The following is a 25918-nucleotide window of genomic DNA, read 5'->3' as shown; positions in this document are numbered from 1 at the left end:
ACAGGAACCACAAATCGTCACGCTTTCTGCACGGTTTTTGCACACGCAACGGGTATAGTCGTAATGTAATCAGATCCATACAGGAGGTACACACATGAAGAAACAACTGTTTGTTACAACACTGGCTCTCACTGCCGTTTTAGGTCTCGGTGCTTGTGGAACCGACTCTGATTCCTCCGGTTCGCATGACATGCATGACGCTGATAAAAGCAGCTCACATGATGGAATGATGCATTCAAGTGACGGAAAAGTTCCAGAAGGAATCAAACAAGCTGAAAATCCGAAGTTCGAGGATAACAGTAAAGTCATTCTTGCTTCTGATCATATGCAAGGGATGGATGGTGCGAAAGGCACGGTCGTCGATTCGTTTGACACAACGGTCTATGCGGTCAGTTACACGCCAACGACCGGCGGAAAAAAAGTCACCAATCATAAATGGGTCATCCAGGAAGAACTCGACCCTGTCCCTGCTTCGGCTTTAAGTAAGGGAGACGACGTGACACTTGCCGCTGATCACATGAAAGGAATGGATGGCGCTGAAGCCACGATTGACAGTGCGGAACAGACGACGGTCTATATGGTTGATTTTAAACCGACGTCGGGTGGAAAAACCGTTAAGAATCATAAATGGGTCACAGAGGATGAACTTCAGGCAGATAATTAAAAAAAGCCCGCTCATCAAAGGATGAACGGGCTTTTTGGTATGATTCTGACTGGGCTCGAACCAGCGACCTCTACCCTGTCAAGGTAGCGCTCTCCCAGCTGAGCTACAGAATCATGATGCAGTACGTTATGTACTTGCTAGGACATGTATTAATATAGCAAGAAACTAACAATCTGACAAGTGCTTTTCTAAAAAAATATGAAAAAGAACGAGAAACGGGACTGAAGCACACCATGCATCAAGAAATACAGGATTTTTTTCAGTCCCGTCTCCTGTTATAAGATCGTTGTCACCTGATCAACCGGTAATCGGAGTGTCGGACGTTTTTTCGCATTTTCAACTGCTTTACCAACAGCAATCAACATGACGGGCACATATCGCTCATCCGTAATGAACGTATCCGTAAAGGCTTGGTGGTTGAAGCCACCCATTGCGAGCGTCGATAATCCCTTCGCTTCCGCAACCAACATGAGTTGCATCGCAGCCAGGCTCGCATTCGACATCGCTGCATCACGGGCGTAGGCTTCGCTTTGATAAGCTCCCTCAACTTGCCCTTTAATGGAATCAAACAGATCTTCCGTCATTCCGCCCGCCTCGACTGCCGGTCCGTATACGGGATTGTAGTTCCGGTTTGCCTGCAGATCCCCGAGCACTGCAATGACGACTGAAGAGGAACTGACGGCCGGTTGATTATAAGCAATCGGAGCCAGTTGCTGTTTCGCTTCTTCTGAATGGAACGCTAAGAAATGCCAGTGTTGCAAGTTCCAGGCACTTGGTGCAGCTGTCGTCAATTCAATCAGTTCCTCGACTTCTGTTTGCGAAAGTGTAAAGGTTTCGTCGTAATGACGAACTGATCGGCGTTCCGTCAAAAGCGATAGTGTTTCAGTTAATGTTTGATTCATGATAATCCCCCTTAAAATACATCTGTTTACTTTGTTATCGTATCATCCTCTGTGCCAGCTGTCATATGACAAGACTCGTTTAACTGCCTTCTGTTATAAAACAATAATTGACACAATCACACTGTACTAGTACAATAAAATTATTCAAGTGCCACCTACTGACACAACGAGGACTAAGAGGAGGAATCTAATCATGGAACAACCCCTGTATCAAGAGACGTCTCCAGAATTTTACCGCCAACTTCCCGTCAAAACTTGTTCACATTGCGGAAAAGAAATGGACGAACAGTGTGAATCGTATAAAACAGAGTGCGATGAGTGTGCTGTAACGGAACATTAAAAGGCACAGCACGAAAAAGAAGAGCGGACGCCACAATGCGTCCGCTCTTCTTTTTTCTATGTTTGATGATCAACGGATTGTAAAGGTCTTCGATGCCAGATTGCTAAACTCACGCAGATAATGAAGATAGTTGCTGCCGCCGTAGTTATACCGTTTGTTGTACATCCTCACTACAACAAGTTGTTGTTCTGGTACGACAAGTAAAAGTGGACCTGTGTTTCCAAGAATTTGATAGGACCCCTTTGGCACTTGTTCTCCGATTTCACTTCTGTCCTTTGCTTCGTCTTGTACATACCAAAACAATCCATTGTCGGGAAGTCGTGCATCATCATATTGCAGATTTTGAATGGATGTATAAAGTCGAATGACTTCTTCCGGGACTACTTGAATCCCTTCATGTCGTCCCATATTCAGGTGCAGGTTTCCCCATATTGCCAATTCTCTTGCGCTGGTATGCAGATTTGAACCCATTCCGTCAGCAAAAGGATAAAGCTGAAAATCTGCCGCTTGTTTGGGATCATCGATGACTTTAACTAAATTGGTCGATATCTCCGTCGACCATTCGGTGTACTTAAACCCTAACGGAACAAAAATCCGCTCTTCTAACAGTCGAGGGAAATCATACCCATACAGATGCTTAAAAAGTTCGGTCATGATTTTGACATTGATTCCACGATAGGCCCACCCTTCACCAGCAGCGAACTCCCTGTAAATTGATCCGTCAGCTCGTTCATTCAATCCATACGAATGCGTGACCAGATGGCGAATGGTCGTACCTTGAACGACCCCCGTATCATACGTATTCAAATAGTGTGAGATCAAATCGTTAAGACTGTGGATTTTCTTTTCATACAAGGCGAAACCGATGGCCAATGCCAGGTAACTTTTACGGGCGGAAGCGATATTGAACATGGAATTTATATGAATCGGGTTCGAGTCCTCATTGGAATGATACCCTTCATAATGCTCGAGAATGATGTTGTCATGCTGCATGACAAGCAACGCAGCGGCACTACTGTGATTCCGATTCTTGATTTCACTTACATACGAAATTAGCTGACGGTATGACGCTTGCAAATGAACAACGCTCCTTTCCAATTCTTAATCAAGTATTCTCTCTCCTCGTCGTACTTCCTCTACATGTCTTGATATTGCCTACATATAAAATAAAGACATCAATTCGTCTGATTTATGATGCGACACTTCACATTAATGCCGCTGCATCGATCCTGTTTTTATACAGAAAAACACTCTTCTTCTATTTAAAATTAGTTTTTTCAAAAAACAGACCTTCCAGTCATCTTTTTGTAATATTTTTGTTACAAATGAAATAGACAAAATGTTACAGTTAACTCATAAGATTTTCCGTAAAGGAGCTCAGACAGCGATGGACTCATACAACTCAGGTAATCCAATCGGACTTGGTCCAAGACAACGTAAACAAAAACGAAAATATCTTGCGAAGCTTTTTATTTTTCTAGCCCTTCTGTTGCTTCCGATCGGCGGTTATGTCATTTATCAATACCTCAGTTCAAACCAACAGCAAACTGCCGTAAAATCTGTGCAATCATTAAGTGAGGTCCCGGTTGCAAATCTCGACAAAGCACGTGTCGAAAAATGGAACGGTATTACTAAAAAAGTGGCTTACCTGACTTTTGAAGATGGTCCGACAGTTTTGACGTCAGATATTTTACAGTCCTTAAAGGAACAAAACGCCAAAGCAACGTTCTTTTTGATCGGTCCAAACATCGATCAGCAACCGGATGTGGTGCGTACGATGTCAAACGACGGTCACTACATCGGATTACACAGTGAAACGCATGACTACGATACGTTGTACAAAAAGAAGCAGTATGTTCCCGAAATGTTGCGTGTTCAAAAACAAATCAAGCAACTGACGGATCATGCCCCACTTCTGACACGTCCGCCGTACGGTTCGTCTCCCGGCATCACCAAATCAATTGCGAAAGAAATGGAACAATCAAATCTTCGGGTCTGGGACTGGTCAATCGATTCGATGGATTGGTACTACAAGGACAGCGCCAAGGAAGTTGCTAAAACAGTCATTGATCGGGCGGAGGATCCCGTCGAAATCATCCTGTTACACGAACAACCGCAAACGTTGCGCGCATTACCGGCAATCATTGCAGGTCTCAAGAAAAAAGGTTATCAATTCTCGATTTATGATGAAGACTTTCATATTCCCTATAATTTTGCGAAATACCCAAATCTGTAAGGAGCCATGATAATGAAAAAACGGATGTTTTTAGCTAGTGGTTTGACCGGTCTCAGCATCCTTCTACTCAGTGCATGCTCGGCTGACCCTGTTTCCTCGATCTACGATCGGCTGGAAGAACAAGCTCAGCTCGAACAAAAATCCGGACCGATCGCGGAGCAACGAACGCGTCAGGATGAAGTTTCTGTCAACACGTATCAGGCGGTGCTAGAGGCCGGAGCCGACGACATCAAACGTGCTCAAAATGAACGTGATGAACTGACGGCTTTGAATCAGAAGCGGGTTGATCTATTAAAACAAGAACAAAAAGTCCGGAGCCGTGCGTTCGAAGAGTTCGATCGACAGGAATTGGCGGATGAAATAGCGACCTTACCGGCTGCTGCCAAAAAAGATGGTACGGCATTACTGGATATTTTTGATCAGCGAAAAAAAGCCTTTAATACCTTTTTGAAGCGTTACGAAGCGGCAATCGCCTCTGAAAAGAAAGTGCTTTCCTACTTGACCGAAAAACCAAATTTCGTTAAGATTGATGAAGCAACAGCCGATTTAAACCGGACTTCTCGTCAAGCGACAGACGCTTTAAAGACGTTTAATCAATTGACAGTCCGTTATAACGAATTAAAGCCAACCTTCTATGACAAGGCTGGACTCAACATTAAATAACTCACACAGGTTGCAACCAAACCCTGTCCAAAAAACCTGGACAAGGCCCCGTTGCAACCTTTTTTGTGCGTTCTAAAACATGGAGGAATCTGTATGAACCGTTCAAAAGCAACACTTTTTGTCCTAATCGGCGCCATCAGTTACGGCGTCTTATCGACCATTGTCAAGCTGGCTTACAGCGCCGGTTTTGACTCTGCCGCTGTTTCCGGCAGTCAGTTCTTTTTCGGCTGGCTGATGATTTTCATCTTGGCCTTACTGACCAAAAATTTACGTCTGTCTCCCGCTACTGCGCTTACCTTGATGGCAATCGGGATTTCCAGCGGAACGACCGGATATCTGTATTATCAAAGTCTGCAAACCGTTTCCGCTTCCGTCGCCATTATCCTGCTGTTCCAATTCACATGGATTGGAGTCGTCATTGATTCACTTCTGACAAGACGTCTTCCGTCACGTCCGCATTTCCTATCCGCCCTGTTGTTGATTGGCGGGGCTATCTTAGCCAGTGCGGCATATTCCAGTGCCCTTGATCTTCGGGGAACGCTGTTCGGACTCGGCGCGGCGGTCAGTTTCTCGATCTTCCTGCTCGCAAGCGGTCGTGTCGCGAATCACGTCCCGGTCATCAAAAAGAGCTTTTATATGATGACGGGCGGCTTATCGTTTGTGATGATCATGTATCCACCGACGACGTTCTTGACGACAGCGAACTTAGAACAGGGATTGATTTGGTACGCTCTCCCACTCGGCCTCTTTGCTTTGATTTTGCCGCCACTGCTGTTTGCTGCCGGAGCACCTCACCTCAGTCCGGCAAGCGTTTCGTTGCTTGGCGCAGCGGAACTGCCGACCGCGGTCATCTGTTCAGTCCTTATTTTAGGGGAACACCTCGCGGCTTCACAATGGATTGGGATCGTCATCATCCTGATCGGGATCTTTTATCCCATCTATGTCAGCAGCCTCAAACAAACAACCACGTCCACTCAACGCCAAAACGACCTTTCCTGATTCGTCAGGAAAGGCCGTTTTTTTATGATCATTTTTGTCGTTTCATGGCATCTGCGACGAATTCAACATCCGTACCAATGATGATCTGGACATTTTTTGCCCCCATCTTCATGACACCTTTCGCACCCGCTGCTTTGATTGCGGCTTCGTCGATGATACTGGCATCTTTTACTTGCAGACGAAGACGTGTCGCACAGTTATCAATCGCCGTCACGTTCTCCGTTCCTTGTAACCCTGCAAAAATCCGGGCTGCTTGTTGCTCGTACTTATCATCCGAAACGTCTGCTACAAGTCCGGCGTCTGTGACGAGCGTCTCATCTTCACGACCTGGTGTTTTCAGATCAAACTTCGTGATCATGAAGTAGAACAGGAAGTAGTAGATGACCGCGAACGCGAGACCGACCAGAAGTAACAATAACGGTTTCGTTGCGATTCCAAAGTTTAAGACATAATCGATGAATCCTGCCGAGAAGGAGAATCCGTGCAGAATACCGAGCAGGTTGACGACCGCCATCGAAACTCCTGTCAAGACCGCATGGATGACATACAGAACAGGTGACAAGAACATGAATGAAAACTCGATCGGCTCTGTGATTCCCGTTAAGAACGACGTTAATCCCAAACCAATCATTGCCCCTGCGACCGCTTTCCGGTTCTCTTTGCGGGCAGCCATGACCATGGCTGCTGCCGCTGCCGGCAAGGCAAACATCATGATCGGGAAAAAGCCGGCTTGGTAGATTCCAGCTGTAGGATCGCCTGCGAAGAAGCGGGCAATATCCCCGTTCGCAATTGTTCCGTCTGCTTTCTCGTATGAACCGAAAACAAACCAGAAAATATTATTTAAGACATGGTGCAGACCAACAGGAATCAACAGACGGTTGAAGAAACCAAACAGTGCGGCTCCACCTGCTCCGAGGCTGACCATCCACTCCCCTGCATTGTTAATACCGTCCTCAATGAACGGCCATAAGTAACCGAAGACAAACGCCAGGACCAACATCGCTGCCGATGTGACGATCGGAACGAAACGACGCCCACCAAAGAAAGCCAACCAATCCGGTAATTTGATATTATAGAACCGGTTGTATAACAGTCCGGCGACGATACCGGCAATGATTCCGCCGAAGACGGCCATGTTGACCATCGAACCTAACGTCGCCTGATTCGCAATGGACGTCAAGGTGGCTCCGTCGACTTTGGTCGAGGAATCATTGACAATGGCGGCAATCGCATCATACTTTGCCTGAATCTGGGCATTCGAATAATCTTTGTTCATGGAGTCGACACCGGTCTTTAAAACCAAGTAACCGACGGCTCCGGCTAAACCGGCTGCCCCGCTTGCGTCAATCGATAACCCGATTGCTACACCAATCGCAAAAATCAGCGGAAGGTTATCAAAAATCGCTCCGCCCGCTGCCACCATCAGCGGAATGTCCAACATATCCGCCGAACCAAGTCGAAGGACAATTCCTGCGGCCGGTAGAACGGCAATCGGCAGCATTAAAGCTTTACCGATTCGTTGTAAAAACTGCAACATATACTTCACCCTTTCTAAATAAAAACAAATAATGACATGACGATGAAAACGCTTTAACACTTATTATTATTCCACATACACATCTAAATGACTAGACCTTTATACAAATTTTTTAATAAAAAAAGATCCCTTGTGTAAGGGACCTTGTACGTATCAATTAACGACGGTTTGTGTCATCAAGATTTTGTTGAACGTTCCCGACTGTTTTTTTCGCGTCGCCTTTTAATTGATCTTTTTTGCCTTCGCGTTCTGTTGATTTATCTCCTGTTGCTTTCCCAAGCGCTTCTTTCGCTTTACCGGCAACTTTATCAACTAGACCATCCACTTTTTTGTTTAATCCGCTATCGTTTGACATATTCATTACCCCCTATTTTTTAACCGCATAATAGTATGTTCCCACGTCAGACAGAATCAAACCTAAAACTCCCTGCAGTTTCCTGCAGGGAGTTTTGTTTTTATTGGGCGACGGAAACGCCAAGCACTTGTTCAATCCGTTCAAACGCCCAATCCAATTCTTCTTTTGTAATGACGAGTGGTGGTGCAAATCGGATGACCGTGTCGTGTGTTTCTTTACACAGCAATCCTTTTTCCTTTAACGCTTCACAATACGGACGCGCCGCTTCTGTCAACTCGACGCCGATAAACAGACCACGTCCGCGAACATCCTTGATTAACGGATTATCGATTTCTTTAAGACGGTTCATGAAATACGTTCCCAGTTCTAATGAACGTTCCGGTAATTTCTCTTCTTCCAATACTTCCAGTGAAGCGACGGATACCGCACAAGCCAACGGATTACCACCAAAAGTCGAACCGTGTGATCCCGGATTAAACACATTCAGGATATCGCGATTCGCAGCAACACAAGAAATCGGGAACACACCGCCACCAAGTGCTTTACCTAAGATATACATATCGGGTGTGACTTCATCCCAGTCGGATGCGAACCATTTTCCTGAACGACCGAGCCCTGATTGAATTTCATCTGAGACGAGCAATACATTGTGCTCCTTACAGACGTCTTGTGCGTCTTTTAGGAATCCTTCATACGGGATCAGAATTCCTGCTTCGCCTTGGATCGGTTCGACGATGAAGGCCGCTGTATTTTCTGTGATTGCCCCTTTTAAAGCGTCCAGATCGCCGTACGGAATCGTTTTGATGCCCGGTAAAAGTGGACCGAAACCACGTTGATACTCCGCTTCTGTCGACATCGAGACCGCTGTCATCGTCCGTCCGTGGAAATTCCCCTCACAGACGATGATTTCTGCATCACCCGGGATTTGTTTGACTTCATATGCCCAGCGGCGCGATGCCTTGACTGCCGTTTCGACAGCCTCTGCCCCTGTATTCATCGGCAACACCATGTCTTTGCCGGTCAATTGTGCCACTTTCTCATAAAAGAATCCAAGCTGATCGTTATGAAACGCACGTGATGTCAGCGTAATTTTATCCGCTTGACGTTTTAAGGCATCGATGATTTTTGGATGACGGTGTCCTTGGTTGACGGCCGAATAGGCACTGAGCATATCCATATACTGTCGTCCTTCCGGATCTTTGACAAAGACCCCTTCGGCTTCCGAAATGACGATTGGAAGCGGATGATAATTGTGTGCTCCGAACTTCTCTGTTTGTGTGATGATTTTTTCTGTTTGGTTCATAAATAATTCCCCCTTCACTTAGAAAACGCTTTCAAAATGATTATAACAGATTATCACGAATAATCTTCAATCGAAATACAGGATTTCTTTGCTTGAGAATTGAATATATTGGGAATAGACAAGACAAGTGAACCGTCAACTCGGATAACTAAAAGGAGTGTGCGCCTGTAATGGATCGTTCGACCATTGATTCCTATGAAATCGTCATGCAAGGATTTCCTTTACCCGCATTCATTTTAAACGTGGATTTAACCGTCCATTCGTGGAATGAAGCCGCTGAATCCTTCTGGGGGTGGAAGGCTGAAGATATTTTAGGTCTCACGATTCCTCTCGTTGAACCAGAAGATGCCGCTTTCAGTCAACAAATTTGGCACTCTTTTTTGGAGCGCCGTCAAACCATCCAACTTTCTAATACGACTTTCTTGCACAAATCAGGGGAACGCACGACATCGACATTGGTTGTCTCGCCCCTGTTTGACGCACAAGATCAAATATCCGGTGCCTTCTTCTGTAACCTTCCTACCTCTAATGCGTCATTAGGAAGTAAACCCTTGTTTCAAGGATTGATGGACTTGCGTTACGCGTTTGATCAGATTGCCTGTGTGCTTGTTTTTGATGCGCGTGGAACGATCAAGTATTCCAATGCTAACATGACAGATGTAACCGGATTTTGTCCCCGGATGTTGCTCGACCAGCCGTGGACGAAATTATTAAATCCTTCAGCAGAGGCGGTAGCGGAAATCCGTTCGCAAATTAAGAACAGAAAAGCCTGGTCAGGTAAATTACCGCTTCAAACCAATGACACGGGTGAAAAGATTTTACAGGCGACACTAATCCCGATTTATGATGTGAACGGTGTCCGTTTCCAACATATCTTCATCGGAACCGACATCACAGAAACCGAACAACTCGAACAAGAACTTGATTTTCTTGTCCATCACAATGAGATGACGCATCTGTTAAATCGGCGCGGTTTTCTTCGCGAAGGGGATGCTCTGTTTACACACGCGACGGAGACGGATCCGATTGCTCTCATTTTATTTGATATCGACCGCTTTAAAGTCATCAATGATTCGTTCGGGACGCATGTAGGTGATCAACTGCTTCAATCGCTTGCGACCCGCCTTTCTCAACATGCGGAACGGATGTTGACCTTCCATCCGACAAGTGACTTGTTTGGATTACTCGTTACCGTGACAGATCGTAACTCTTTATTTCAATACGCTCGGAAATTACAACAGATTTTACAACGTCCCTATTACATCAATGGACATTCCTTGATTATTTCGTGTACGTTCGGCATCACGGTTTATCCGTCTCAAGCAAAATCACTGGAAGATTTATATCGCCGTTCTGAAATGGCGTTATATTCCGGGAAAACGGTCGGCACCGGAACGATTCAATATCTGACTCACGAAATGGACGAACAGTTCACACGAAAACTTCAGCTCGAACGGTCACTTTTTACCGCACTCGAAGATGAAGCATTACACCTGGCTTACCAACCAATCATCAATTTAAAAACCAAACATGTTGATGGATTTGAAGCCTTACTGCGTTGGGATCACAAAGCACTTGGTAGCATCCCGCCTGATGAATTCATCCCCCTTGCTGAAGAAGCGGCTTTGATTACGCCGATTAACAACTGGGTCGTACTCGAGGCGTGTGATCAATTGGCCAAGTGGCATCAACAGATTTCACCTGACTTGACGATGGCCATCAATATTTCACCTCACCAGTTCCAAAGCGACTCTTTTGTCCGGACATTGCAACATGTCGTGGCTGAGAAAAAAATTCATCCGCGGTTTGTCACTCTGGAGATAACGGAGAACATCGCCATTCTCCAAACGCAGCGGACCATCGAACGGATGCAATTGATCAAATCATTGGGTTTCCGCCTGTCAATTGATGATTTCGGGACAGGTTACTCTTCCTTACAGTATCTTCGGGCGTTCCCGATTGATGAACTCAAGATTGATAAAGTGTTTATCGACGGCATCGACTTAGGTGAAAACGGTTTGTTGGATTCAATCATCCAGCTTGGCCGGAACTTGAACTTGAACCTTGTCGCTGAAGGCGTCGAGACGTCAAGTGCTCTGCACTATTTAGAAAAGACGGATTGCCAGCAAATGCAGGGCTTCATCTTCGCAGAGCCGTTATCCGCCGACGAAGTGGCCGCCCGTTTCGGTGACGCGGCGCAATAAAATCGTGTTCCTTCAGCAAACAGATTAACGCCCTCAACCGTATTGGATGAGGGCGTTCGTTAGTATTTTTCGATTGCGTCACAATTGAATTTGTCCACCGACCATCCCGTAGACGGCAACTGCTGCTAAAATCACGAGTACACCGCTGGCAATGAGTTCGTAACGCGACATACCGCCGCGTTTTTGTTCCCGCTCGGCCATCAAATAAGCAATGATACCCGGCGCATAAACAAGAGCCGCGATCACGATATACCAGATCCCGGAAGCATAGACCAACCAAAGGGAATACAACGCGGCAATCGTTGAGAAAATCAGCATTTTTTTATTGCGCTCGGCTTTTGAGAAGCGAACGCTGTAGATGGCTGACAACAAGTAAGGCAACAAGGCACAAATACCGGCAATGCTCGACAGAACCAGATAGGTTTGAGCCGAGAACAAGGCGATGCCCGCCACGAGTTGTGTCGCGATTTGTGTAATCAACAAGGCACCGACCGGCGCCCCTTTCCGATTGGTTTTCGCGAAGAATTTCGGAAACGCACCATCTTTCGCCACCAAATAAGAAATTTCAGAAGCAAGAATCGTCCAACCTAACAAGGCGCCTGACAAGGAAATGATTAACCCAATCATGATCAACGTCGCACCAAATGGACCAATCGCCGCTTCCAACACATACGCCATCGTCGGTTCTTGCAGACCCGCCAATTGTCCTTGACTCAAGACACCAAGCGACAAGACAGAAATTAAGATGTAGATGACAAGTACACCGACAAGTCCCATGACCGTCGCCTTTCCGACATCACTCCGTTTTTTCGCGCGCGTCGACAGGACGACCGCTCCTTCGATTCCGACGAAAGCCCACAGCGTGACAAGCATCGTTCCTTTGACTTGTGTAAAGATGCTCCCAAGCTCCGTTCCTTCTCCCCAAAAATCGAGATTAAACGTCTTCACATTAAAGGCGATCGCAACCAATAGGATGAAAATCAAGATCGGCACCAGTTTTGCGATTGTCGTGATTAAATTGACAAGTGTCGCTTCCTTGATCCCGCTGGAGACGATAAAGAATAATCCCCAGACGACGACAACGCTCATCGCCAGCAAAAATAAGCGATTTTCCGATGAGAAAATCGGGAAAAAGTAACTGAGTGCATTAAAGACTAACGTAATGTTGGCGACTGTCCCGATCCAAGCCGATACCCAGTATCCCCAGGCACTGTTGAAACCGATAAAACGCCCGAATCCTTCACGCGCATACGCGTAGATTCCACCCTCCAGTTCCGGTTTGCTGTTCGCAAGGTGTTGAAACACAAGTGCCAACATGATCATTCCAAGACCGGTGATACTCCATCCGATTAAGATGGGACCCGCACTTGCTTTTTGAGCCATTGCTCCCGGGAGGTTAAAGGCGCCTCCACCGACCATCGAGCCGATGACCATGGCAGCGAGTGCAAAAAAGCCAATTTTTTGTTGATTCATTATTAAACACGTCCTTTTAATTCTGTATATCTATTCATATCAAACGTATATTCATTCGAAAGACACAAAATTCATTATAACAAAATCAGAACTAATGTAAAGAAAGGATTTGTTCATCATGAATTGGGTCCATTCGTTCCAACTGGAAGATTTCTTAAAATTAATGATTGCTGCAGCATTTGGAATCATCATCGGTTTTGAACGTGAAATTAAAAATAAGCCAGTTGGTATACGTACTAGCCTCGTAATTACCCTGATCAGTTGCCTGTTAACCATCGTTTCCATTAAATCTGTGGTTCTTTACAGCACGATTGCTCCGAACGTTCAAATGGATCCAATGCGACTTGTCGCTCAAGTCGTCGCCGGAATCGGTTTTATTGGAGCAGGAGTGATTTTAAGACGTCCGCACGATATCGTCAGCGGCCTGACTACAGCGGCCATCATCTGGGCTTCAAGCGGAATCGGAATTGCTGTAGGCGCAGGATTCATCTTAGAAGCAACATTCTTAGTCTTGTTTTTATTTTTTTCTTTAGAAGGCATCACTTGGATCATGAAACGTTTCAACAATAGTCGCTTCGAAGCAAATGTGATTGTTGCTCACTTGACGTTATCAAACAAAACGGACGCCCAACAGATTAAAGAAGCTTTGGAACAACAAGGTATTCGCATTACGAACATCCGGTTACGCGGTCATCCGCAACAGCTGACATTACGGATGTATTCCCCTCATAAATTAACGATTTTCATACTTTATGACTACTTGAAATCACTCGGAATTGAGCATATAGACCTTGATCAATAAGAATTGTCAGAAAATTTGTGTTGCATTTTCATTCGTTTTCACTTAAATTTACATTATGTTCACACTTTTCTGAAATTATTTTAAATTAAATCGGGGGGTCATCTTTCACATGAAGAAACACACTAAGATCGCTTTCGCTGGTTTATCCAGCGCAGCGCTGCTCGCAGTAGCAGCTTGTGGCCAAGGTAATGAATCGGATGGAAATTCTTCTTCATCAAATGAGAAGAAACAAGAAGTGACACTCGTCTCGACGACGGATGTTCCACAACTTGATCCGACCAAAACAACAGACTCGACATCCATCATCGTCACAAACAACGTCTTTGAAGGGCTGTACCGTCTCGATGGAGAAAATAAACCGACTCCAGGTATCGCGGAAAGTGTTGAAGTATCCGATGACAAGAAAACTTATACATTCAAACTCCGGAAAGATGCGAAATGGTCGGATGGTTCGGCTGTTACGGCGGACGATTTCATCTACTCTTGGAAACGCGCCCTCAACCCAGAAACGGGAGCTGAGTATGCGTACATCCTTCAAGATTTGAAAAACGCTAACAAAATCTTAGCCGGTGAAGCGGAACTGGATTCACTTGGTGTCAAAAAAGTGGACGATCAAACACTCGAAGTTCAACTGGAAGCTCCGGCACCTTATTTCCTAGGCTTAACAAGCTTCCCTACTTACTTACCGCTGAAGCAATCATTTGTGGAAGACAAAGGTGATAAGTTCGCAACGAACGTCGAATCGATGATCTTCAACGGACCATTCATCCTCGATAAATGGCAGTCAAACGCAGGCTGGACATACAAAAAGAACCCGGATTACTGGGATAAAGCAAACGTTAAAATGGAAAAAATCGACGTGAAGGTCGTTAAAGAAATCTCGACCGGCGTTAACTTATTTGAGTCAAAAGACGTCGACTTCGCCCCGATCACTTCGGAATTCGTTTCGCAGTACGAGCAATCGGAAGATTATAAGACACGTCCGGATGCTCGGATTAACTTCCTGCGTTTCAACCAGAAAAATAAAGCGCTCAAAAACGAAAACATCCGTAAAGCGTTGGCACTCGGTTTTGAGAAACAAGGCATCACGGATGTCATCTTAAACGATGGTTCAAAACCTGCGAACTTTATCGTCGCGAAAGACTTTACGTTCACACCGGACGGTGCAGACTTCCGTGAAAAATATCCGGATCTTCAAAGCTTCGATGCAACTGAAGCGAAAAAAGCTTGGGATGCCGGCTTAAAAGAGTTGGGTGTCAAAACTGTTGAAGTGGACATGCTGTCACGTGACGAAGATGCCTTCAAAAAGGTTTCTGAGTTCTTAAAAGGTGACCTTGAAAAGAACTTACCGGGTCTGACAATCAACATCAAACAACAGCCGTTCAAAAACTTCTTGGATCTTGAGGCAAAAGGTGATTACGATATCTCAGCTGCCGGTTGGGGACCTGACTACCAGGATCCAATGACGTTCCTTGATATGTGGTTAACGGACGGAAGCTTTAACCGGATGGAGTATTCGAACAAAGAGTTCGACAAGATGATCAAAGATGCGAAAGCGGAGCCGGATGAAGCGAAACGTTGGTCGACTCTCCAAGAAGCTGAAAAGATGCTCTTGGCGGACGACTATGCGATTGCGCCAATCTACCAAAAAGGTGAAGCGTACTTGCAACGGGCGAACATCGATAAATTATACCGTCACCCATTCGGAGCAGATATGAGCTTCAAATGGATGGAAGTTAAATAAGAGGATTTCTGCCGGTAATCGAGGTCTCCTTGATTACCGGTTTTTCTATACAACAAAGACCCCTTCTGCCGGAGCCGATCGGGGTCTTTACTGTGCGATTTGTTTGTAAAACTCGATTTCTTCCCGTTGTCCTTCTTCGACGGCGCGGAAAAATTCGGCAAAGAATGCGTACAAGACGGTACGTTCCTGATAGGTCGGACCCGCTTGGCGAATGACCGAAAACGCAAGATTACGCAACTGACGTTTCGTCCGGCGATTCGTCGGTAACTCATGAAACCGGTCGATAAAGGAACGGTAAACATCAGAAATCAACTGTTCGTGACCTTCAAAATATGACTTATCCATCAAATCTGTCCTTTCCTGATCATTAATTTCTATACTCTTCTTTACGAAAATAATCGCTGAAGGTTTCAAAAAATCAGCGCTTTTCATCAAGATGATAAGACCTACTATAACAAGGATCAAATAATGATTCAACCGGAAAACTATTAAGAAAAGGTAAAGTCCAGTCGATGGACTTTACCTTTGAATCAAGCTTGAACGGAAATATGTTGGAACGTCTTCACATCAAACAACCCACTGTCCGTCAATTTCAAATTCGGAATGACCGGCAAGCAAAGAAACGACATCGTCAAGTAAGGATTAAACGAACGATCCGCTTCGAGAACATCAAGCGCGTCGTTCAGCGCTTCGAGTGTATCGCCGACTTCCTGGAATGGTCGACTCGTCATCAAGCCGGCAATCTCAAGCGGCAGCTCCGCCAAGATATCTGTTCCATTCACCGCGATGACCCCTCCCCCTGCTTTGACAAGACGTTCCGCAGCCAGTTTCATTTCGGCATCAGACGTTCCCACTACGACAAGGTTGTGCGAGTCATGGGCAACGGTTGCGGCAATCGCCCCGCGCTTCATACCAAAACCTTTGACGATGCCGACTGCCGAAAAATCAGTCGCATTATGGCGTTCGATGACGGCAATCTTCAACAAATCCTGTTCGGGTACAGCGACGAATTTTCCGTCCTGCAAGGGCACCTCTAAAATCAAGTGTTCGGTGACGATACTTTTGGGAATGATTCCGATGACATGCGCTTTCGGTTTCTCCAACACCAATTCAAAGACTTGATCCGTAATCGGTTTTGTTTTCAATTCCCCGCGCAGTGTCGATGGAACAGGTCTCTTTTCAGATGCAATAATCGTTTTCCCGTTCCGCACAACCTGTTGGCCTTTGACGAATACTTCGTTGATTGTCACTTGATCGGCATCACTTAAAATGACGTAGTCGGCACGACGACCCGGTACGATGGCTCCCCGGTCGTTTAGTTGATAGGCGTTCGCGGCATGAAGAGAAGCCATCGCATAGGCAGTTTCCCGCTTGATGCCATGCTTGATCGCATAGCGGATGTTGTAGTCGATCGTTCCTTCGCGTAATGTATCGTCGAGATGTTTATCGTCCGTACAAAACAAGAATCGGCTCGCATTACTTTCTGTGACGGCGTCGAGCACCTCTTTTAGATTCCGGGCAGCTGACCCTTCTCGTACTTCGACGTACAACCCGCGACGCGCGCGTTCAATCGCATCCTGTTTACTGACGGACTCATGATCCGTCCGGATGCCGGCGACGCCGTAAATGTTCAATTCACGTGCTCCGAGTCCTGCGGCATGCCCATCCACCAGTTTACCGGCGGCTTCAATCTGTTCAATTTTTTTCAGCATATCCGCATCAGCCCGTTCGACTGCCGGATAATCCATGACTTCCCCCAAACCATGCACACCGGGATGGTGAAGGAACGGCTCAAGTGATTTTGCATCGAGTGACGCGCCTGCGTGCTCAAATGAAGTCGCGGGCACACAGCTTGGTAACATCATCCGGACGTCCAGCGCCAGTCCTTCCGCATCGTCTAACATGAATTGCAGACCTTCCGCCCCCTTCACGTTCGCAATCTCATGCGGATCCGCGATGACGGTCGTCACACCGAGCGGTAAAATTGCCTGTTCATATTCACTTGGTGTCACCATTGACGATTCGATATGGACATGTCCATCGATGAAACTTGGCGCGATGAACTTTCCGCTCCCGTCGATCGTCTCCAGCCCTTCATATCCGTCGCCGACGGCAACGATGTAGCCGGAATCCACCGCGACATCCGCCTGATAGGTTTCCCGCGTCATCACATCGATGACTTGAATACCTTGATAGACGACCGCTGCTTTTTCTTTTTTTGCAGCAATCGCGATAAGCCGTGCCCGAACTGTTTGATCCATCCTGTTTCCTCCTGTTGTGAACGGTATTTTTACCATCTTACAATTAGTGTGTAAGCAGTTGCAATTTATTTTTCGACAAGTCAAGATGAAAACGTACATTTAAAAGCGAAAGTGAGGAATCCACATGAAATATCGTGTAGGTCAACTTGTCCCGAACGTCGATTCGAGTGTCTATTTAGCCGACGGGGCAAAAGTCATCGGTGAAGTCGAGATCGGGAAAGATTCAACGGTTTGGTTCAATACGGTCATCCGTGGCGACGAAGGACCGATCACCATCGGCGAACGCGTCAATATTCAGGATGGATCGATGATTCACCAGTATGAAGGGTACCCGACCATTATTGAAAATGATGTCACGATTGGGCATATGGCGATGATTCACGGCGGGATTATCCGTCAGGGTGCTTTAATCGGTATGTCCGCAACGATTCTCGATGAAGCCGAAATCGGGAGCGGGTCGTTTGTCGCTGCCGGAAGCGTCGTTCCTCCGAAGATGATCATCCCGCCAAACTCAATGGTCATGGGGGTACCGGCTAAAGTCGTACGCGAAATCAATGACCATGACCGGTTTATCATGGAACGGACCATTCGAAAATATGTGAAACGTGGACAACAGTACGCTGCGGAATGTGAGCCGATTCAAGAAGATTTGACAACCATGTGAAAACGTTTACAAAGTTCACCTGTTTTTAACAATTCCCTGCTACATGGTTTACATCCATCGATTACACTACAGGTGTAAGACATGAATCGAGACTGAGGGGGATTTGAAATGACTCCATTATTCGAAGAACGGTTAATGGTTGAGCTGTTTTCATCGACGAACAATCCAAGTTACGGTTTACCTACTTTACTGGAACAGGAAACAGATTGGTTGACGGAAGAGCTTCAAGCACGTATCGTTAGTGATGCCGAGCAAAAATCCTTGAGCTTAGGAATAATTCAATCAAGAGAGGAAGAACTTGTATGATCCAGCAAAGTACAGTTCGCGCTTGGCTCGCTAGTCGAATCAAAAAATAATGATCTAATCAGGATTACCTATTTTCCAAACCGATATAGCGCGTCAGCGCGCATAACAAAGAGCCGAAGCGGATTCCCGCCTCGGCTCTCTTTTTTTACTTTTTAATGAGACCTTCTTCAATCAAGAAGTCACGTGCGACATCTTCCGGACGTTCTTTTTCAACGTCCGCTTTAAAGTTCAGTTCCTGCATCTTTTCATCTGTGATTTTATCCTTCAACAGATTCAAGACTTCTTTCAGTTCCGGATGTTCTTCCAGCGTTTCCTGACGAACAAGCGGCACCGCGTAATACGGCGGGAAAAATTCTTTATCGTCCTCAAGGACCGTTAAATCAAATTTCTTCAACAAGCCGTCGGTCGAGAAACTATCGATGACATTTGTTTTTCCATTAGTTAACGCGGTATAACGAAGACCACCGTCAACCGGTTGAACGTCTTGGAATTTCATGTCTGGATACTTTTCCTTCAGTCCGAGGTATCCGTCTTCGCGGTTCGCGAATTCAATCGTCGATCCGAGGATGAGACGGTTACTGACTGCTGCCATGTCAGATACCGTTTTTAAGTCATACTTTTCAATATCTTCTTTTGTCATTGCTAACGCATACGTGTTATTAAAACCGATGGGATCGAGGACATCGACCTGACTTTTCGCCGGGATCATCTCCCCGACTTTTTTATAGACGGCTTCCGGATCGGTTTCGACGCCTTGTTTCAAGACATCGATCAGCAATGTTCCGGTGTATTCGACGTACGCATCAATTTCACCGGTCTCCAGTGCCCCGTAGGCGACTTTTGTTCCACCAAGGTTCAACTGGCGTTCGACCTCAAGATCGGTTTTTTCTTCAATCAAGTCTGCCAGCATGTTTCCTAAAATCAATTGTTCCGTAAAGTTTTTAGAGCCGATGACAATTTTATCTTCTTTCAAGAACGAATAAGCGACCGTTCCACCAATCAAGAGGAATACGATACTCGCAATGGCGATTTTCTTTCCGGCCGACATCGCTTTCCGACGTTTACGCGCCTTACTTTTGATACGACCGTCTGCAAGCGGGATACCGTTTGGTGCGACAGAGTACTCAATTCGACTGACGATGAAGTCGATCGCAAGGGCCAAGATACCGGCGGGAATCGCTCCGGCAAGGATTTGGTTATTATCGACGGTTTGGATACCTGAGAAGACCAGATAACCGAGTCCACCGGCACCGATGAAGGCAGAAATCGTCATCAAACCAACAGCGGTAACGGCCGAGATCCGAATTCCGGCCATCATGATCGGTAAGGCAAGCGGAATCTGAACTTTCCCTAAAATCTGGCGTTCAGTCAGACCAATTCCTTTTGCCGCTTCCAGCGTATCTCCCGGTATACTCGACAGACCGGTATACGTATTTTTAACGATCGGGAGGAGTGAATACAGGACGACCATGATGATCGCCGGTGTCGATCCGATTCCGATGAACGGAATCAGGAAACCGAGCAAGGCGAGACTCGGAACTGCTTGGACAACACTCGTCAAGGCGAGGATCGGTTTGGCAAACCGTTGATACCGTGTGATTAAAATCCCGATTGGAATCCCTAAGACGACGGCAATGACGACAGCAAATACAGTCAGTTGTAAATGTTCGAGTAAGAGGTCAAAAATTTGACCGGTGTTATTTTGTACATAATCGAAAAATCCATTCATTGTGCTTCCTCCTCCTGAATGAACTGCTCACTCAAGACGGAAAGTAAGCTACTTCTTGTAATCAGTCCACGTAATTGACCGGCTTTATTGGTGACCGGCAGATAACCTGTTTCTTCATGGTTCATGACTTCCAACACATCGAGTAAGGAATCCTGCTCATCAACCGCTACAAGTTCCCCTTCCATGACGTCTTCAATCCGAATCCCTTTATCCGGTGCTGTTTGAATATTCTTCAGTTTGACGATTCCCTGCAAAATCCGGTCACGGTCCGTAATCAACAGACTGTCGACCTTCCGTCCACGCATGATTTCAATACCTTGCAACAGCGTACGTTTCCCGCTGATTGAGACAGGATCTTCAATCATGATGTCTTCTGCTTTGATGAACGCCGGACTGCTCCAAATCTTATTTTTTCCAATAAATGATTCGACGTATTCATCTTTAGGGTGACGCAGGATTTCTTCCGGTGTATCGAATTGAACGATTTCCCCATCACGCATGATACAAATCCGATCAGCTAATTTAATCGCTTCATCCATATCGTGGGTGACGAATACAATCGTTTTTTTCACTTCTTCTTGGAGATTAAATAACTCTTCTTGGAGGTCATTGCGGGTTACGGGGTCAAGGGCACTGAACGGTTCATCCATTAAGATGACGTCCGGATCATTCATCAACGCCCGGGCAAAACCGACACGTTGCTGTTGGCCACCACTGAGTTCACTCGGATAACGATCAATAAATTGTTTTGGATCGAGACCGACCATCTGAAGTAACTCTTCCGTCCGGAGATCCATCTGATCATGATCTTTCCCTTCAAGACCGGCAATCAATTGAATGTTTTCCCGAACCGTCATATGTGGGAATAAACCCGTTTGTTGAATGACGTATCCCATGTGACGACGTAATTCAATCGTATCGGTTTTCATGATGTCTTTTCCGTTCACTAAAATCGTACCTGATGAAGGTTCAATCAATCGGTTGATCATTTTAAGAGACGTTGTTTTTCCACAACCACTGGGTCCGATGAAGACGACCAGTTCGCCCTCTTTGATTTCGAGGGTCAAGCCTTTTAAGACAACGTTATCTTTAAACTGCTTCCCAACGTTTTTAAATTCAATCATCCATATTCCACTCCTTTTACTATTTCCATATACCATGTTTTCCCTGTTCATTTCATGATTAAACAATTATTTTATTTTTTTCAGTTTGAACCCGTAAAAATTCGGGAATTATTTCCCTCTTTTTTAATTTTTTTGCTGAGAAAGGGTAATAGATAAGTAGAGGCAGACGAGGCAGAGTCATCCGAGAAAAAGGAGGCGAACTACACATGCACAGCAAGTGGATTCGGATCATCATGATTGTGTTAATGTCGCTTTTTCCTTTCTTCAGTTATGGTTTGACAGCAGATGCAGCGAGTTCGACATTTGTCACGAAAGGATCGACGACGAGTAAAGTCGTCGCACTGACGTTTGATGACGGTTCAGATGGTGGCAATATCACGAAGATTCTCAGTATCTTAAAAAGTAACAACGTCAAAGCAACCTTCTTCTTGACCGGTGCAGGGGCGAACAATCACCCTCAACTGATCAAAAACATTGCAACCGCCACCCCGACGCATCAACTCGGGAATCACTCTTACACGCACCCCGATTTTACGAAGTTAACTGCATCACAGATGACAAGCGAACTGTCCAAAACCGAGACATTGATCAAATCACTGACCGGCCGGACGACTAAACCGATTTTCCGTGCGCCGTTTGGTGCCAGCAACAGTGCGGTCCTCGCTGCCGTCGGAAATGCCGGTTACACCAAAACGATTCAATGGAACATCGACACAACAGACTGGAAAGGCATCAGTTCGACCGCCATCCTGGCGCGTGTCGTGCCGAACGTCGTACCGGGCTCAATCGTCTTGATGCACACCGGTGTAGGGGCGCCGGGTACTCCAGTTGCTCTCCCTTCAATGATTTCGCAACTTAAAGCAAAGGGCTACAAATTCGTCACGATTTCTGAACTGCTGCAACTTCCTCCAAGCGGCAGTAAAACCTATACCGTTAAATCAGGTGATACCTTGTACAAAATTGCCAATCTATACAATGTCAGCGTTTCAGCTCTTGCGAAAGCCAACAATATCACGAACTACAATCTGATTAACGTTGGTCAAGTTCTCGTCATTCCGGGCACTACACCTCCACCTGCGACCGTCACTTATACCGTGAAGGCTGGAGATACGTTATATTCCATCGCAACGAAATATGGCGTCACCGTTACCGCTCTCGCCAGTGCCAACAAGATTACCAATGTCAATTTGATTTCGGTCGGACAAGTTCTTGTCATTCCGAAGTAACTAAAAAAACACCTTCGTCCGTTAAAGGCGAAGGTGTTTTTGGTTTTTTAAGAGGATGGAATGTTTTCCAGTCCGAGATCACACTGGATCAAGTCGGCATACGTCTGTCGACGCACGACTTCACGGGACTCCCCGGCGTTGACGAAAACAACAGCCGGTCGTAGAAATTGGTTGTAGTTGCTCGCCATCGAATAGTTGTAGGCACCTGTTCCGAACACAGCTAGTGTATCTCCACTGACAGGTTCCGCCAGATCAGCTGACTCAGCGACCAAATCTCCTGATTCACACGCTGCACCGACAACGGTCACGTGACGTGTCTCCCCCTGGATTCGATTGGCGATGACCGTTTCGTACACCGCTCCGTATAAAGCAGGACGGATGTTGTCCGCCATTCCGCCGTCGACGGATAAATACGTTCGGACACCCTGTACTTCTTTAATTGCCCCGACGGTATAGAGAGTCGTTCCTGCATTCGCGACGACCCAACGTCCCGGCTCAATGCCGATTCGCGGACGATCGATGGCGAGACGGGATGTCTCTTCGTCGATGATCGCCATCACCCGCTCCATCGTCTGTTCGAAATCAAGTGGTTGATCCGCTTGCGTATAGGCAATACCGAATCCGCCGCCAAGATTGACTTCACTTGCGACAAACGCCGTCCGTTCACGAATCGTTTCCACAAACCCCATCATCGTCCGGGCTGTCCGTTCAAACAGCTCGATCTCTTGAATTTGCGAACCGACGTGACAATGAATACCGAGTAACACCAGATGTTCCGCTGCTAAAACGGCTTCGACCGCTTCCAGGTACGACTCGTCATGCGTCGAAAAACCGAACTTCGTATCGACACCACCGGTCTGAATTTTCGTGTGAGCCCCACCAATGACTTGCGGTACGATCCGAATCAGGACGTGGACCGTTTGACACGCTTCTGCGGCAATTTGATTGAGTTGGGCGATTTCGCCGTAATGGTCGATGACAATCTTACCGACACCTTCTTCGACGGCATAACGTAAATCCTGTGACGACTTGTTCGAGCCGTGGAAATAGATCCGTTCGGCCGGGACACCCGCTTTGCGGGCGATAAACAGTTCGCCGCCCGTTACGACATCGATTCCAAGTCCGTGCTGGACGACTTGCTGATATACGGCACCAATCGTTAAGGCTTTAGAAGCAAACGAGGCATACGTATTCGGATATTTTTCTAAGAAGGCATCCCGTACGGTCGCCAGACGGTCTGTCAATTCACGCTCTGCCATGACATAAAGCGGTGTCCCGTATTGTTTCGCAAGCGCCGTTGCCGCCACACCATCGATTTGTAATTCATTCTCTTGTTCCGTCAAATATTGGCTTCCGTACATCTGGATTCCCCCTTATAAATAACGATGTGTCAAACGCCACGAACGGGCACACATCTGCTCCGAATTATTGGCTGTGCCGGTCCGGGTGATATCATCGATTTCGATGCCGTCCCCGTACAGTACAACTTTGTCACCGATTTGAACCGTCGAATCGATGGCGATGAATGTATGACTCATGAACAATTTGCTGATGATCGGATATCTTTTCCCGTTGATGATGACCGGCAGCGATGAGCGTCCGCGGACGACCCCGTCTCCGTATCCAACCGGCAGAACAGCAACACGAATCGCTTCCGGCGCCGTATACGACGTACCATAGCCAACGTGTTCCCCTGCCTCCACTTGACGAATCTCAACGACTTCCGTCGTCATCCGGAGAGATGGCACGAGCCAGTCCATTTTTTCAATCGGTGAGTAACCGAACAAGAAAATACCGGGACGGACATAGTTACAAAAAGCGAGACGTGGATCATGTTTGACGATCGTCGCGCTGTTTTCCGCATGCAGATACGTAAAGTCATGTTCCGCCCGTAATGGTCCGCCGATTTCGAGGAATCGTTCGACCTGACCGTCATGATCGGCTCCCGGCTCATCCGCCAGTGGAAAATGCGTGTAGAGCCCCGTCAGGATAAGCTCCTGTTCGCGCACTGTCTCAAGTACCGCTAACGCTTCTTCAAGCGAACTGACACCAAAACGGTTCATCCCGACATTTATTTTTAGATGAAGTTCAATTCCTGATAACTCAGCCTGATGACGTTTCAGCCAGTCGAGCGAAGGAATTCCAAGTGCTACTCCATGCAACCGGACTTCTTTAAAATGCGACGCCGGATTCATCGCCAGGACATAACTGTCTGGAAAATTCGTTTTGATTTCAATTGCTTCGTAGACTTCTGCCACTGCGAAATGCCGGACACCGGCTTCCATCAATGTGGCGACCATCTCAATCATTCCTAAGTTATACGCATTATTTTTGACCACGGCAAAAATCTGCTTATTGGACCGGGCGAAAACCGATGCGACGTTATGTCGCACCGCTTCCCGATCGATTGTAACGACAGTTCGTGAACTCATTATTCTGCGATGGCAGGTGTCACGTAAGTCAACCATGCCGCATATTGTGGCAATTGACCCGAGACCGCTTGACGGTAAAGACCAAGTAACTCATCTGCGACAGCCCGTGTTCCGCCGTTGATGACGATATGATCAATTTCACCGACACTAGTGATTTCTGCAGCTGTACCCGTCAAGAAGATTTCGTCTGCGACGTATAACTCATCACGACCGATATGACGCTCGACGACCGGATACCCTTGATCCTGCGCAAGACGCATGATGACTTGACGTGTGATACCGTCAAGAACCGAACAGTCGAGTGAAGGTGTATAAATCGTGCCGTTTTTCAACATAAACAAGTTGGCGACACTCGCTTCACTGACATTTCCGTTCATATCAAGGGCAATCGCCTCATCAAATCCATCACGAAGTGCTTCCCCTTTTAAGAGTTGCGAGTTCATGTAGTTGGCGGCAGCTTTTGCTTGCATCGGCATCATCGTCGACGAAACGCGACGGTATGAAGCGACCTTCGCACGGATGCCGGCACCTTTATCAAAGTATTCACCGAGCTCCCAACAAGAAATCCCGACGTGAACCGTCGTATCTTTTGCCATCAGTGCCTGCCACGGTGTACCGAGGAAAACAAATGGGCGAATGTAACAAGATTCAAAGCCGTTTTTGGCGACAAGATCAATCGTCGCTTGGACGAGTTCTTCCACTGTATAAGGAATCGTCACGTGATAAAAAGCACAACTCCGGAACAGACGTTCAATGTGTTCCGTCAATTGGAAAATCGCCGGACCATCCGGTGTCGCATACGCACGGATTCCTTCAAAGAATCCACTTCCATAATGGATCGCATGTGACATGACGCTCGTATTTGCTTCTTTTGGATCATGAAAAACCCCGTCTAACCAAATCGCTTCACCATACTGTGTATCCACTGCCATGTGTTTTCCTCCTCTTAGACGT

Annotated in this window: 24 protein-coding genes and 1 tRNA gene; 11 read left to right on the top strand and 14 right to left on the bottom strand. The window is 46.5% G+C overall.

Features of this window, described 5'->3' with window-relative positions:
- Positions 1-94: 94 nt before the first annotated feature.
- Positions 95-664 (top strand): YdhK family protein, encoded by a 570-nt coding sequence (locus tag D3D03_RS11935; protein ID WP_026833911.1) that lies wholly within the window; start codon positions 95-97, stop codon positions 662-664.
- 40 nt (positions 665-704) lie between these two features.
- Here the strand turns inward: D3D03_RS11935 and D3D03_RS11930 are convergent.
- Together D3D03_RS11930 and D3D03_RS11925 are read right to left on the bottom strand one after the other, a co-directional pair.
- Positions 705-777: transfer RNA gene (locus tag D3D03_RS11930), tRNA-Val, on the bottom strand.
- Between the two features lie 162 nt (positions 778-939).
- The gene (locus tag D3D03_RS11925; RefSeq protein ID WP_026833912.1) at positions 940-1566 is read right to left on the bottom strand and encodes a nitroreductase family protein; all 627 of its coding nucleotides are present in this window, start codon (positions 1564-1566) and stop codon (positions 940-942) included.
- A 193-nt stretch (positions 1567-1759) separates the two neighbouring features.
- Between D3D03_RS11925 and yhfH the strand changes: the two genes are divergently transcribed.
- On the top strand, positions 1760-1906 hold the full coding sequence (gene yhfH, locus D3D03_RS11920) for a protein YhfH (protein WP_251135546.1): 147 nt from the start codon (positions 1760-1762) through the stop codon (positions 1904-1906).
- A gap of 69 nt (positions 1907-1975) precedes the next feature.
- On the opposite strand, the gene D3D03_RS11915 is transcribed toward yhfH, so the two are convergent.
- Complete coding sequence (locus D3D03_RS11915; protein WP_119923679.1) at positions 1976-2983, bottom strand: serine hydrolase domain-containing protein; 1008 nt, start codon at positions 2981-2983, stop codon at positions 1976-1978.
- A gap of 310 nt (positions 2984-3293) precedes the next feature.
- Here D3D03_RS11915 and D3D03_RS11910 point away from each other — a divergent pair, with 310 nt between their 5' ends.
- The 3 genes from D3D03_RS11910 (at position 3294) to D3D03_RS11900 (ending at position 5804) form a co-directional block, all read left to right on the top strand.
- Positions 3294-4142, top strand: a complete 849-nt coding sequence (locus D3D03_RS11910) for a polysaccharide deacetylase family protein (protein ID WP_233550697.1) — start codon at positions 3294-3296, stop codon at positions 4140-4142.
- A 12-nt stretch (positions 4143-4154) separates the two neighbouring features.
- Positions 4155-4805, top strand: a complete 651-nt coding sequence (locus D3D03_RS11905) for a YkyA family protein (protein ID WP_233550696.1) — start codon at positions 4155-4157, stop codon at positions 4803-4805.
- Positions 4806-4898: 93 nt separating this feature from the next.
- Positions 4899-5804 carry an EamA family transporter gene (locus D3D03_RS11900; RefSeq protein ID WP_119923677.1) on the top strand — a complete coding sequence of 302 codons (906 nt, stop codon included), beginning with the start codon at positions 4899-4901 and terminating at the stop codon, positions 5802-5804.
- Positions 5805-5832: 28 nt separating this feature from the next.
- Here D3D03_RS11900 and nagE read toward each other — a convergent pair whose 3' ends face one another.
- The 3 genes from nagE to D3D03_RS11885 form a co-directional block, all read right to left on the bottom strand.
- Positions 5833-7341: an N-acetylglucosamine-specific PTS transporter subunit IIBC gene (gene nagE, locus D3D03_RS11895; RefSeq protein WP_026833917.1), complete on the bottom strand. Its 1509-nt coding sequence runs from the start codon at positions 7339-7341 to the stop codon at positions 5833-5835.
- Positions 7342-7498: 157 nt separating this feature from the next.
- On the bottom strand, positions 7499-7696 hold the full coding sequence (locus D3D03_RS11890) for a CsbD family protein (RefSeq protein WP_026833918.1): 198 nt from the start codon (positions 7694-7696) through the stop codon (positions 7499-7501).
- Positions 7697-7796: 100 nt separating this feature from the next.
- Positions 7797-8999, bottom strand: coding sequence for an ornithine--oxo-acid transaminase (locus tag D3D03_RS11885; RefSeq protein WP_119923676.1), 1203 nt, complete (start codon positions 8997-8999; stop codon positions 7797-7799).
- A gap of 170 nt (positions 9000-9169) precedes the next feature.
- Between D3D03_RS11885 and D3D03_RS11880 the strand changes: the two genes are divergently transcribed.
- Positions 9170-11203, top strand: coding sequence for a sensor domain-containing protein (locus D3D03_RS11880; protein WP_119923675.1), 2034 nt, complete (start codon positions 9170-9172; stop codon positions 11201-11203).
- A 78-nt stretch (positions 11204-11281) separates the two neighbouring features.
- Here D3D03_RS11880 and D3D03_RS11875 read toward each other — a convergent pair whose 3' ends face one another.
- The gene (locus D3D03_RS11875) at positions 11282-12679 is read right to left on the bottom strand and encodes a basic amino acid/polyamine antiporter (RefSeq protein WP_199700019.1); all 1398 of its coding nucleotides are present in this window, start codon (positions 12677-12679) and stop codon (positions 11282-11284) included.
- 115 nt (positions 12680-12794) lie between these two features.
- Here D3D03_RS11875 and D3D03_RS11870 point away from each other — a divergent pair, with 115 nt between their 5' ends.
- Both D3D03_RS11870 and D3D03_RS11865 read left to right on the top strand, forming a co-directional pair.
- Positions 12795-13478, top strand: coding sequence for an MgtC/SapB family protein (locus D3D03_RS11870; protein ID WP_026833922.1), 684 nt, complete (start codon positions 12795-12797; stop codon positions 13476-13478).
- A gap of 109 nt (positions 13479-13587) precedes the next feature.
- Positions 13588-15222 carry a peptide ABC transporter substrate-binding protein gene (locus tag D3D03_RS11865; RefSeq protein ID WP_026833923.1) on the top strand — a complete coding sequence of 545 codons (1635 nt, stop codon included), beginning with the start codon at positions 13588-13590 and terminating at the stop codon, positions 15220-15222.
- An 87-nt stretch (positions 15223-15309) separates the two neighbouring features.
- Here D3D03_RS11865 and D3D03_RS11860 read toward each other — a convergent pair whose 3' ends face one another.
- Together D3D03_RS11860 and ade are read right to left on the bottom strand one after the other, a co-directional pair.
- On the bottom strand, positions 15310-15567 hold the full coding sequence (locus D3D03_RS11860) for a hypothetical protein (RefSeq protein WP_026833924.1): 258 nt from the start codon (positions 15565-15567) through the stop codon (positions 15310-15312).
- 185 nt (positions 15568-15752) lie between these two features.
- The gene (gene ade / locus D3D03_RS11855) at positions 15753-17483 is read right to left on the bottom strand and encodes an adenine deaminase (protein ID WP_026833925.1); all 1731 of its coding nucleotides are present in this window, start codon (positions 17481-17483) and stop codon (positions 15753-15755) included.
- A gap of 124 nt (positions 17484-17607) precedes the next feature.
- Here ade and D3D03_RS11850 point away from each other — a divergent pair, with 124 nt between their 5' ends.
- Together D3D03_RS11850 and D3D03_RS11845 are read left to right on the top strand one after the other, a co-directional pair.
- Positions 17608-18147, top strand: coding sequence for a gamma carbonic anhydrase family protein (locus D3D03_RS11850; RefSeq protein ID WP_119923673.1), 540 nt, complete (start codon positions 17608-17610; stop codon positions 18145-18147).
- A gap of 108 nt (positions 18148-18255) precedes the next feature.
- A complete protein-coding gene (locus D3D03_RS11845; protein WP_028106962.1) occupies positions 18256-18453 on the top strand; it encodes a hypothetical protein in 198 nt (65 codons plus the stop codon).
- 145 nt (positions 18454-18598) lie between these two features.
- On the opposite strand, the gene D3D03_RS11840 is transcribed toward D3D03_RS11845, so the two are convergent.
- The gene (locus tag D3D03_RS11840) at positions 18599-20182 is read right to left on the bottom strand and encodes an ABC transporter permease/substrate-binding protein (protein WP_026833928.1); all 1584 of its coding nucleotides are present in this window, start codon (positions 20180-20182) and stop codon (positions 18599-18601) included.
- Positions 20179-21306 carry an ABC transporter ATP-binding protein gene (locus D3D03_RS11835; RefSeq protein WP_026833929.1) on the bottom strand — a complete coding sequence of 376 codons (1128 nt, stop codon included), beginning with the start codon at positions 21304-21306 and terminating at the stop codon, positions 20179-20181. The genes D3D03_RS11840 and D3D03_RS11835 overlap by 4 nt, the downstream gene beginning before the upstream one ends.
- Positions 21307-21512: 206 nt before the next feature.
- Between D3D03_RS11835 and D3D03_RS11830 the strand changes: the two genes are divergently transcribed.
- A complete protein-coding gene (locus D3D03_RS11830; RefSeq protein WP_119923672.1) occupies positions 21513-22532 on the top strand; it encodes a LysM peptidoglycan-binding domain-containing protein in 1020 nt (339 codons plus the stop codon).
- A 47-nt stretch (positions 22533-22579) separates the two neighbouring features.
- Here D3D03_RS11830 and lysA read toward each other — a convergent pair whose 3' ends face one another.
- From lysA to D3D03_RS11815, 3 genes are read right to left on the bottom strand one after another with little or no spacing between them, the layout of a single operon-like run.
- The gene (gene lysA, locus D3D03_RS11825) at positions 22580-23893 is read right to left on the bottom strand and encodes a diaminopimelate decarboxylase (protein ID WP_035387678.1); all 1314 of its coding nucleotides are present in this window, start codon (positions 23891-23893) and stop codon (positions 22580-22582) included.
- A 12-nt stretch (positions 23894-23905) separates the two neighbouring features.
- Positions 23906-24964 (bottom strand): alanine racemase, encoded by a 1059-nt coding sequence (gene alr, locus D3D03_RS11820; protein ID WP_119923671.1) that lies wholly within the window; start codon positions 24962-24964, stop codon positions 23906-23908.
- Complete coding sequence (locus D3D03_RS11815; protein ID WP_028106967.1) at positions 24964-25896, bottom strand: branched-chain amino acid transaminase; 933 nt, start codon at positions 25894-25896, stop codon at positions 24964-24966. The genes alr and D3D03_RS11815 overlap by 1 nt, the downstream gene beginning before the upstream one ends.
- Positions 25897-25918 lie beyond the last annotated feature (22 nt).

The organism is Exiguobacterium sp. RIT452 (assembly GCF_003598705.1).
Classification (GTDB): domain Bacteria; phylum Bacillota; class Bacilli; order Exiguobacteriales; family Exiguobacteriaceae; genus Exiguobacterium_A; species Exiguobacterium_A undae.
This window is presented reverse-complemented; position numbering and strand designations above follow the sequence as displayed.

What these genes read in the sequence shown, in the direction of transcription:
- D3D03_RS11935 (WP_026833911.1), top strand. Translation starts at nt 95, where the DNA reads ATGAAGAAACAACTGTTTGTTACAACACTGGCTCTCACTGCCGTTTTA.
- D3D03_RS11925 (WP_026833912.1), bottom strand. Translation starts at nt 1,566, where the DNA reads ATGAATCAAACATTAACTGAAACACTATCGCTTTTGACGGAACGCCGA.
- yhfH (WP_251135546.1), top strand. Translation starts at nt 1,760, where the DNA reads ATGGAACAACCCCTGTATCAAGAGACGTCTCCAGAATTTTACCGCCAA.
- D3D03_RS11910 (WP_233550697.1), top strand. Translation starts at nt 3,294, where the DNA reads ATGGACTCATACAACTCAGGTAATCCAATCGGACTTGGTCCAAGACAA.
- D3D03_RS11905 (WP_233550696.1), top strand. Translation starts at nt 4,155, where the DNA reads ATGAAAAAACGGATGTTTTTAGCTAGTGGTTTGACCGGTCTCAGCATC.
- D3D03_RS11900 (WP_119923677.1), top strand. Translation starts at nt 4,899, where the DNA reads ATGAACCGTTCAAAAGCAACACTTTTTGTCCTAATCGGCGCCATCAGT.
- nagE (WP_026833917.1), bottom strand. Translation starts at nt 7,341, where the DNA reads ATGTTGCAGTTTTTACAACGAATCGGTAAAGCTTTAATGCTGCCGATT.
- D3D03_RS11890 (WP_026833918.1), bottom strand. Translation starts at nt 7,696, where the DNA reads ATGTCAAACGATAGCGGATTAAACAAAAAAGTGGATGGTCTAGTTGAT.
- D3D03_RS11885 (WP_119923676.1), bottom strand. Translation starts at nt 8,999, where the DNA reads ATGAACCAAACAGAAAAAATCATCACACAAACAGAGAAGTTCGGAGCA.
- D3D03_RS11880 (WP_119923675.1), top strand. Translation starts at nt 9,170, where the DNA reads ATGGATCGTTCGACCATTGATTCCTATGAAATCGTCATGCAAGGATTT.
- D3D03_RS11870 (WP_026833922.1), top strand. Translation starts at nt 12,795, where the DNA reads ATGAATTGGGTCCATTCGTTCCAACTGGAAGATTTCTTAAAATTAATG.
- D3D03_RS11865 (WP_026833923.1), top strand. Translation starts at nt 13,588, where the DNA reads ATGAAGAAACACACTAAGATCGCTTTCGCTGGTTTATCCAGCGCAGCG.
- D3D03_RS11860 (WP_026833924.1), bottom strand. Translation starts at nt 15,567, where the DNA reads ATGGATAAGTCATATTTTGAAGGTCACGAACAGTTGATTTCTGATGTT.
- ade (WP_026833925.1), bottom strand. Translation starts at nt 17,483, where the DNA reads ATGGATCAAACAGTTCGGGCACGGCTTATCGCGATTGCTGCAAAAAAA.
- D3D03_RS11850 (WP_119923673.1), top strand. Translation starts at nt 17,608, where the DNA reads ATGAAATATCGTGTAGGTCAACTTGTCCCGAACGTCGATTCGAGTGTC.
- D3D03_RS11845 (WP_028106962.1), top strand. Translation starts at nt 18,256, where the DNA reads ATGACTCCATTATTCGAAGAACGGTTAATGGTTGAGCTGTTTTCATCG.
- D3D03_RS11840 (WP_026833928.1), bottom strand. Translation starts at nt 20,182, where the DNA reads ATGAATGGATTTTTCGATTATGTACAAAATAACACCGGTCAAATTTTT.
- D3D03_RS11835 (WP_026833929.1), bottom strand. Translation starts at nt 21,306, where the DNA reads ATGATTGAATTTAAAAACGTTGGGAAGCAGTTTAAAGATAACGTTGTC.
- D3D03_RS11830 (WP_119923672.1), top strand. Translation starts at nt 21,513, where the DNA reads ATGCACAGCAAGTGGATTCGGATCATCATGATTGTGTTAATGTCGCTT.
- lysA (WP_035387678.1), bottom strand. Translation starts at nt 23,893, where the DNA reads ATGTACGGAAGCCAATATTTGACGGAACAAGAGAATGAATTACAAATC.
- alr (WP_119923671.1), bottom strand. Translation starts at nt 24,964, where the DNA reads ATGAGTTCACGAACTGTCGTTACAATCGATCGGGAAGCGGTGCGACAT.
- D3D03_RS11815 (WP_028106967.1), bottom strand. Translation starts at nt 25,896, where the DNA reads ATGGCAGTGGATACACAGTATGGTGAAGCGATTTGGTTAGACGGGGTT.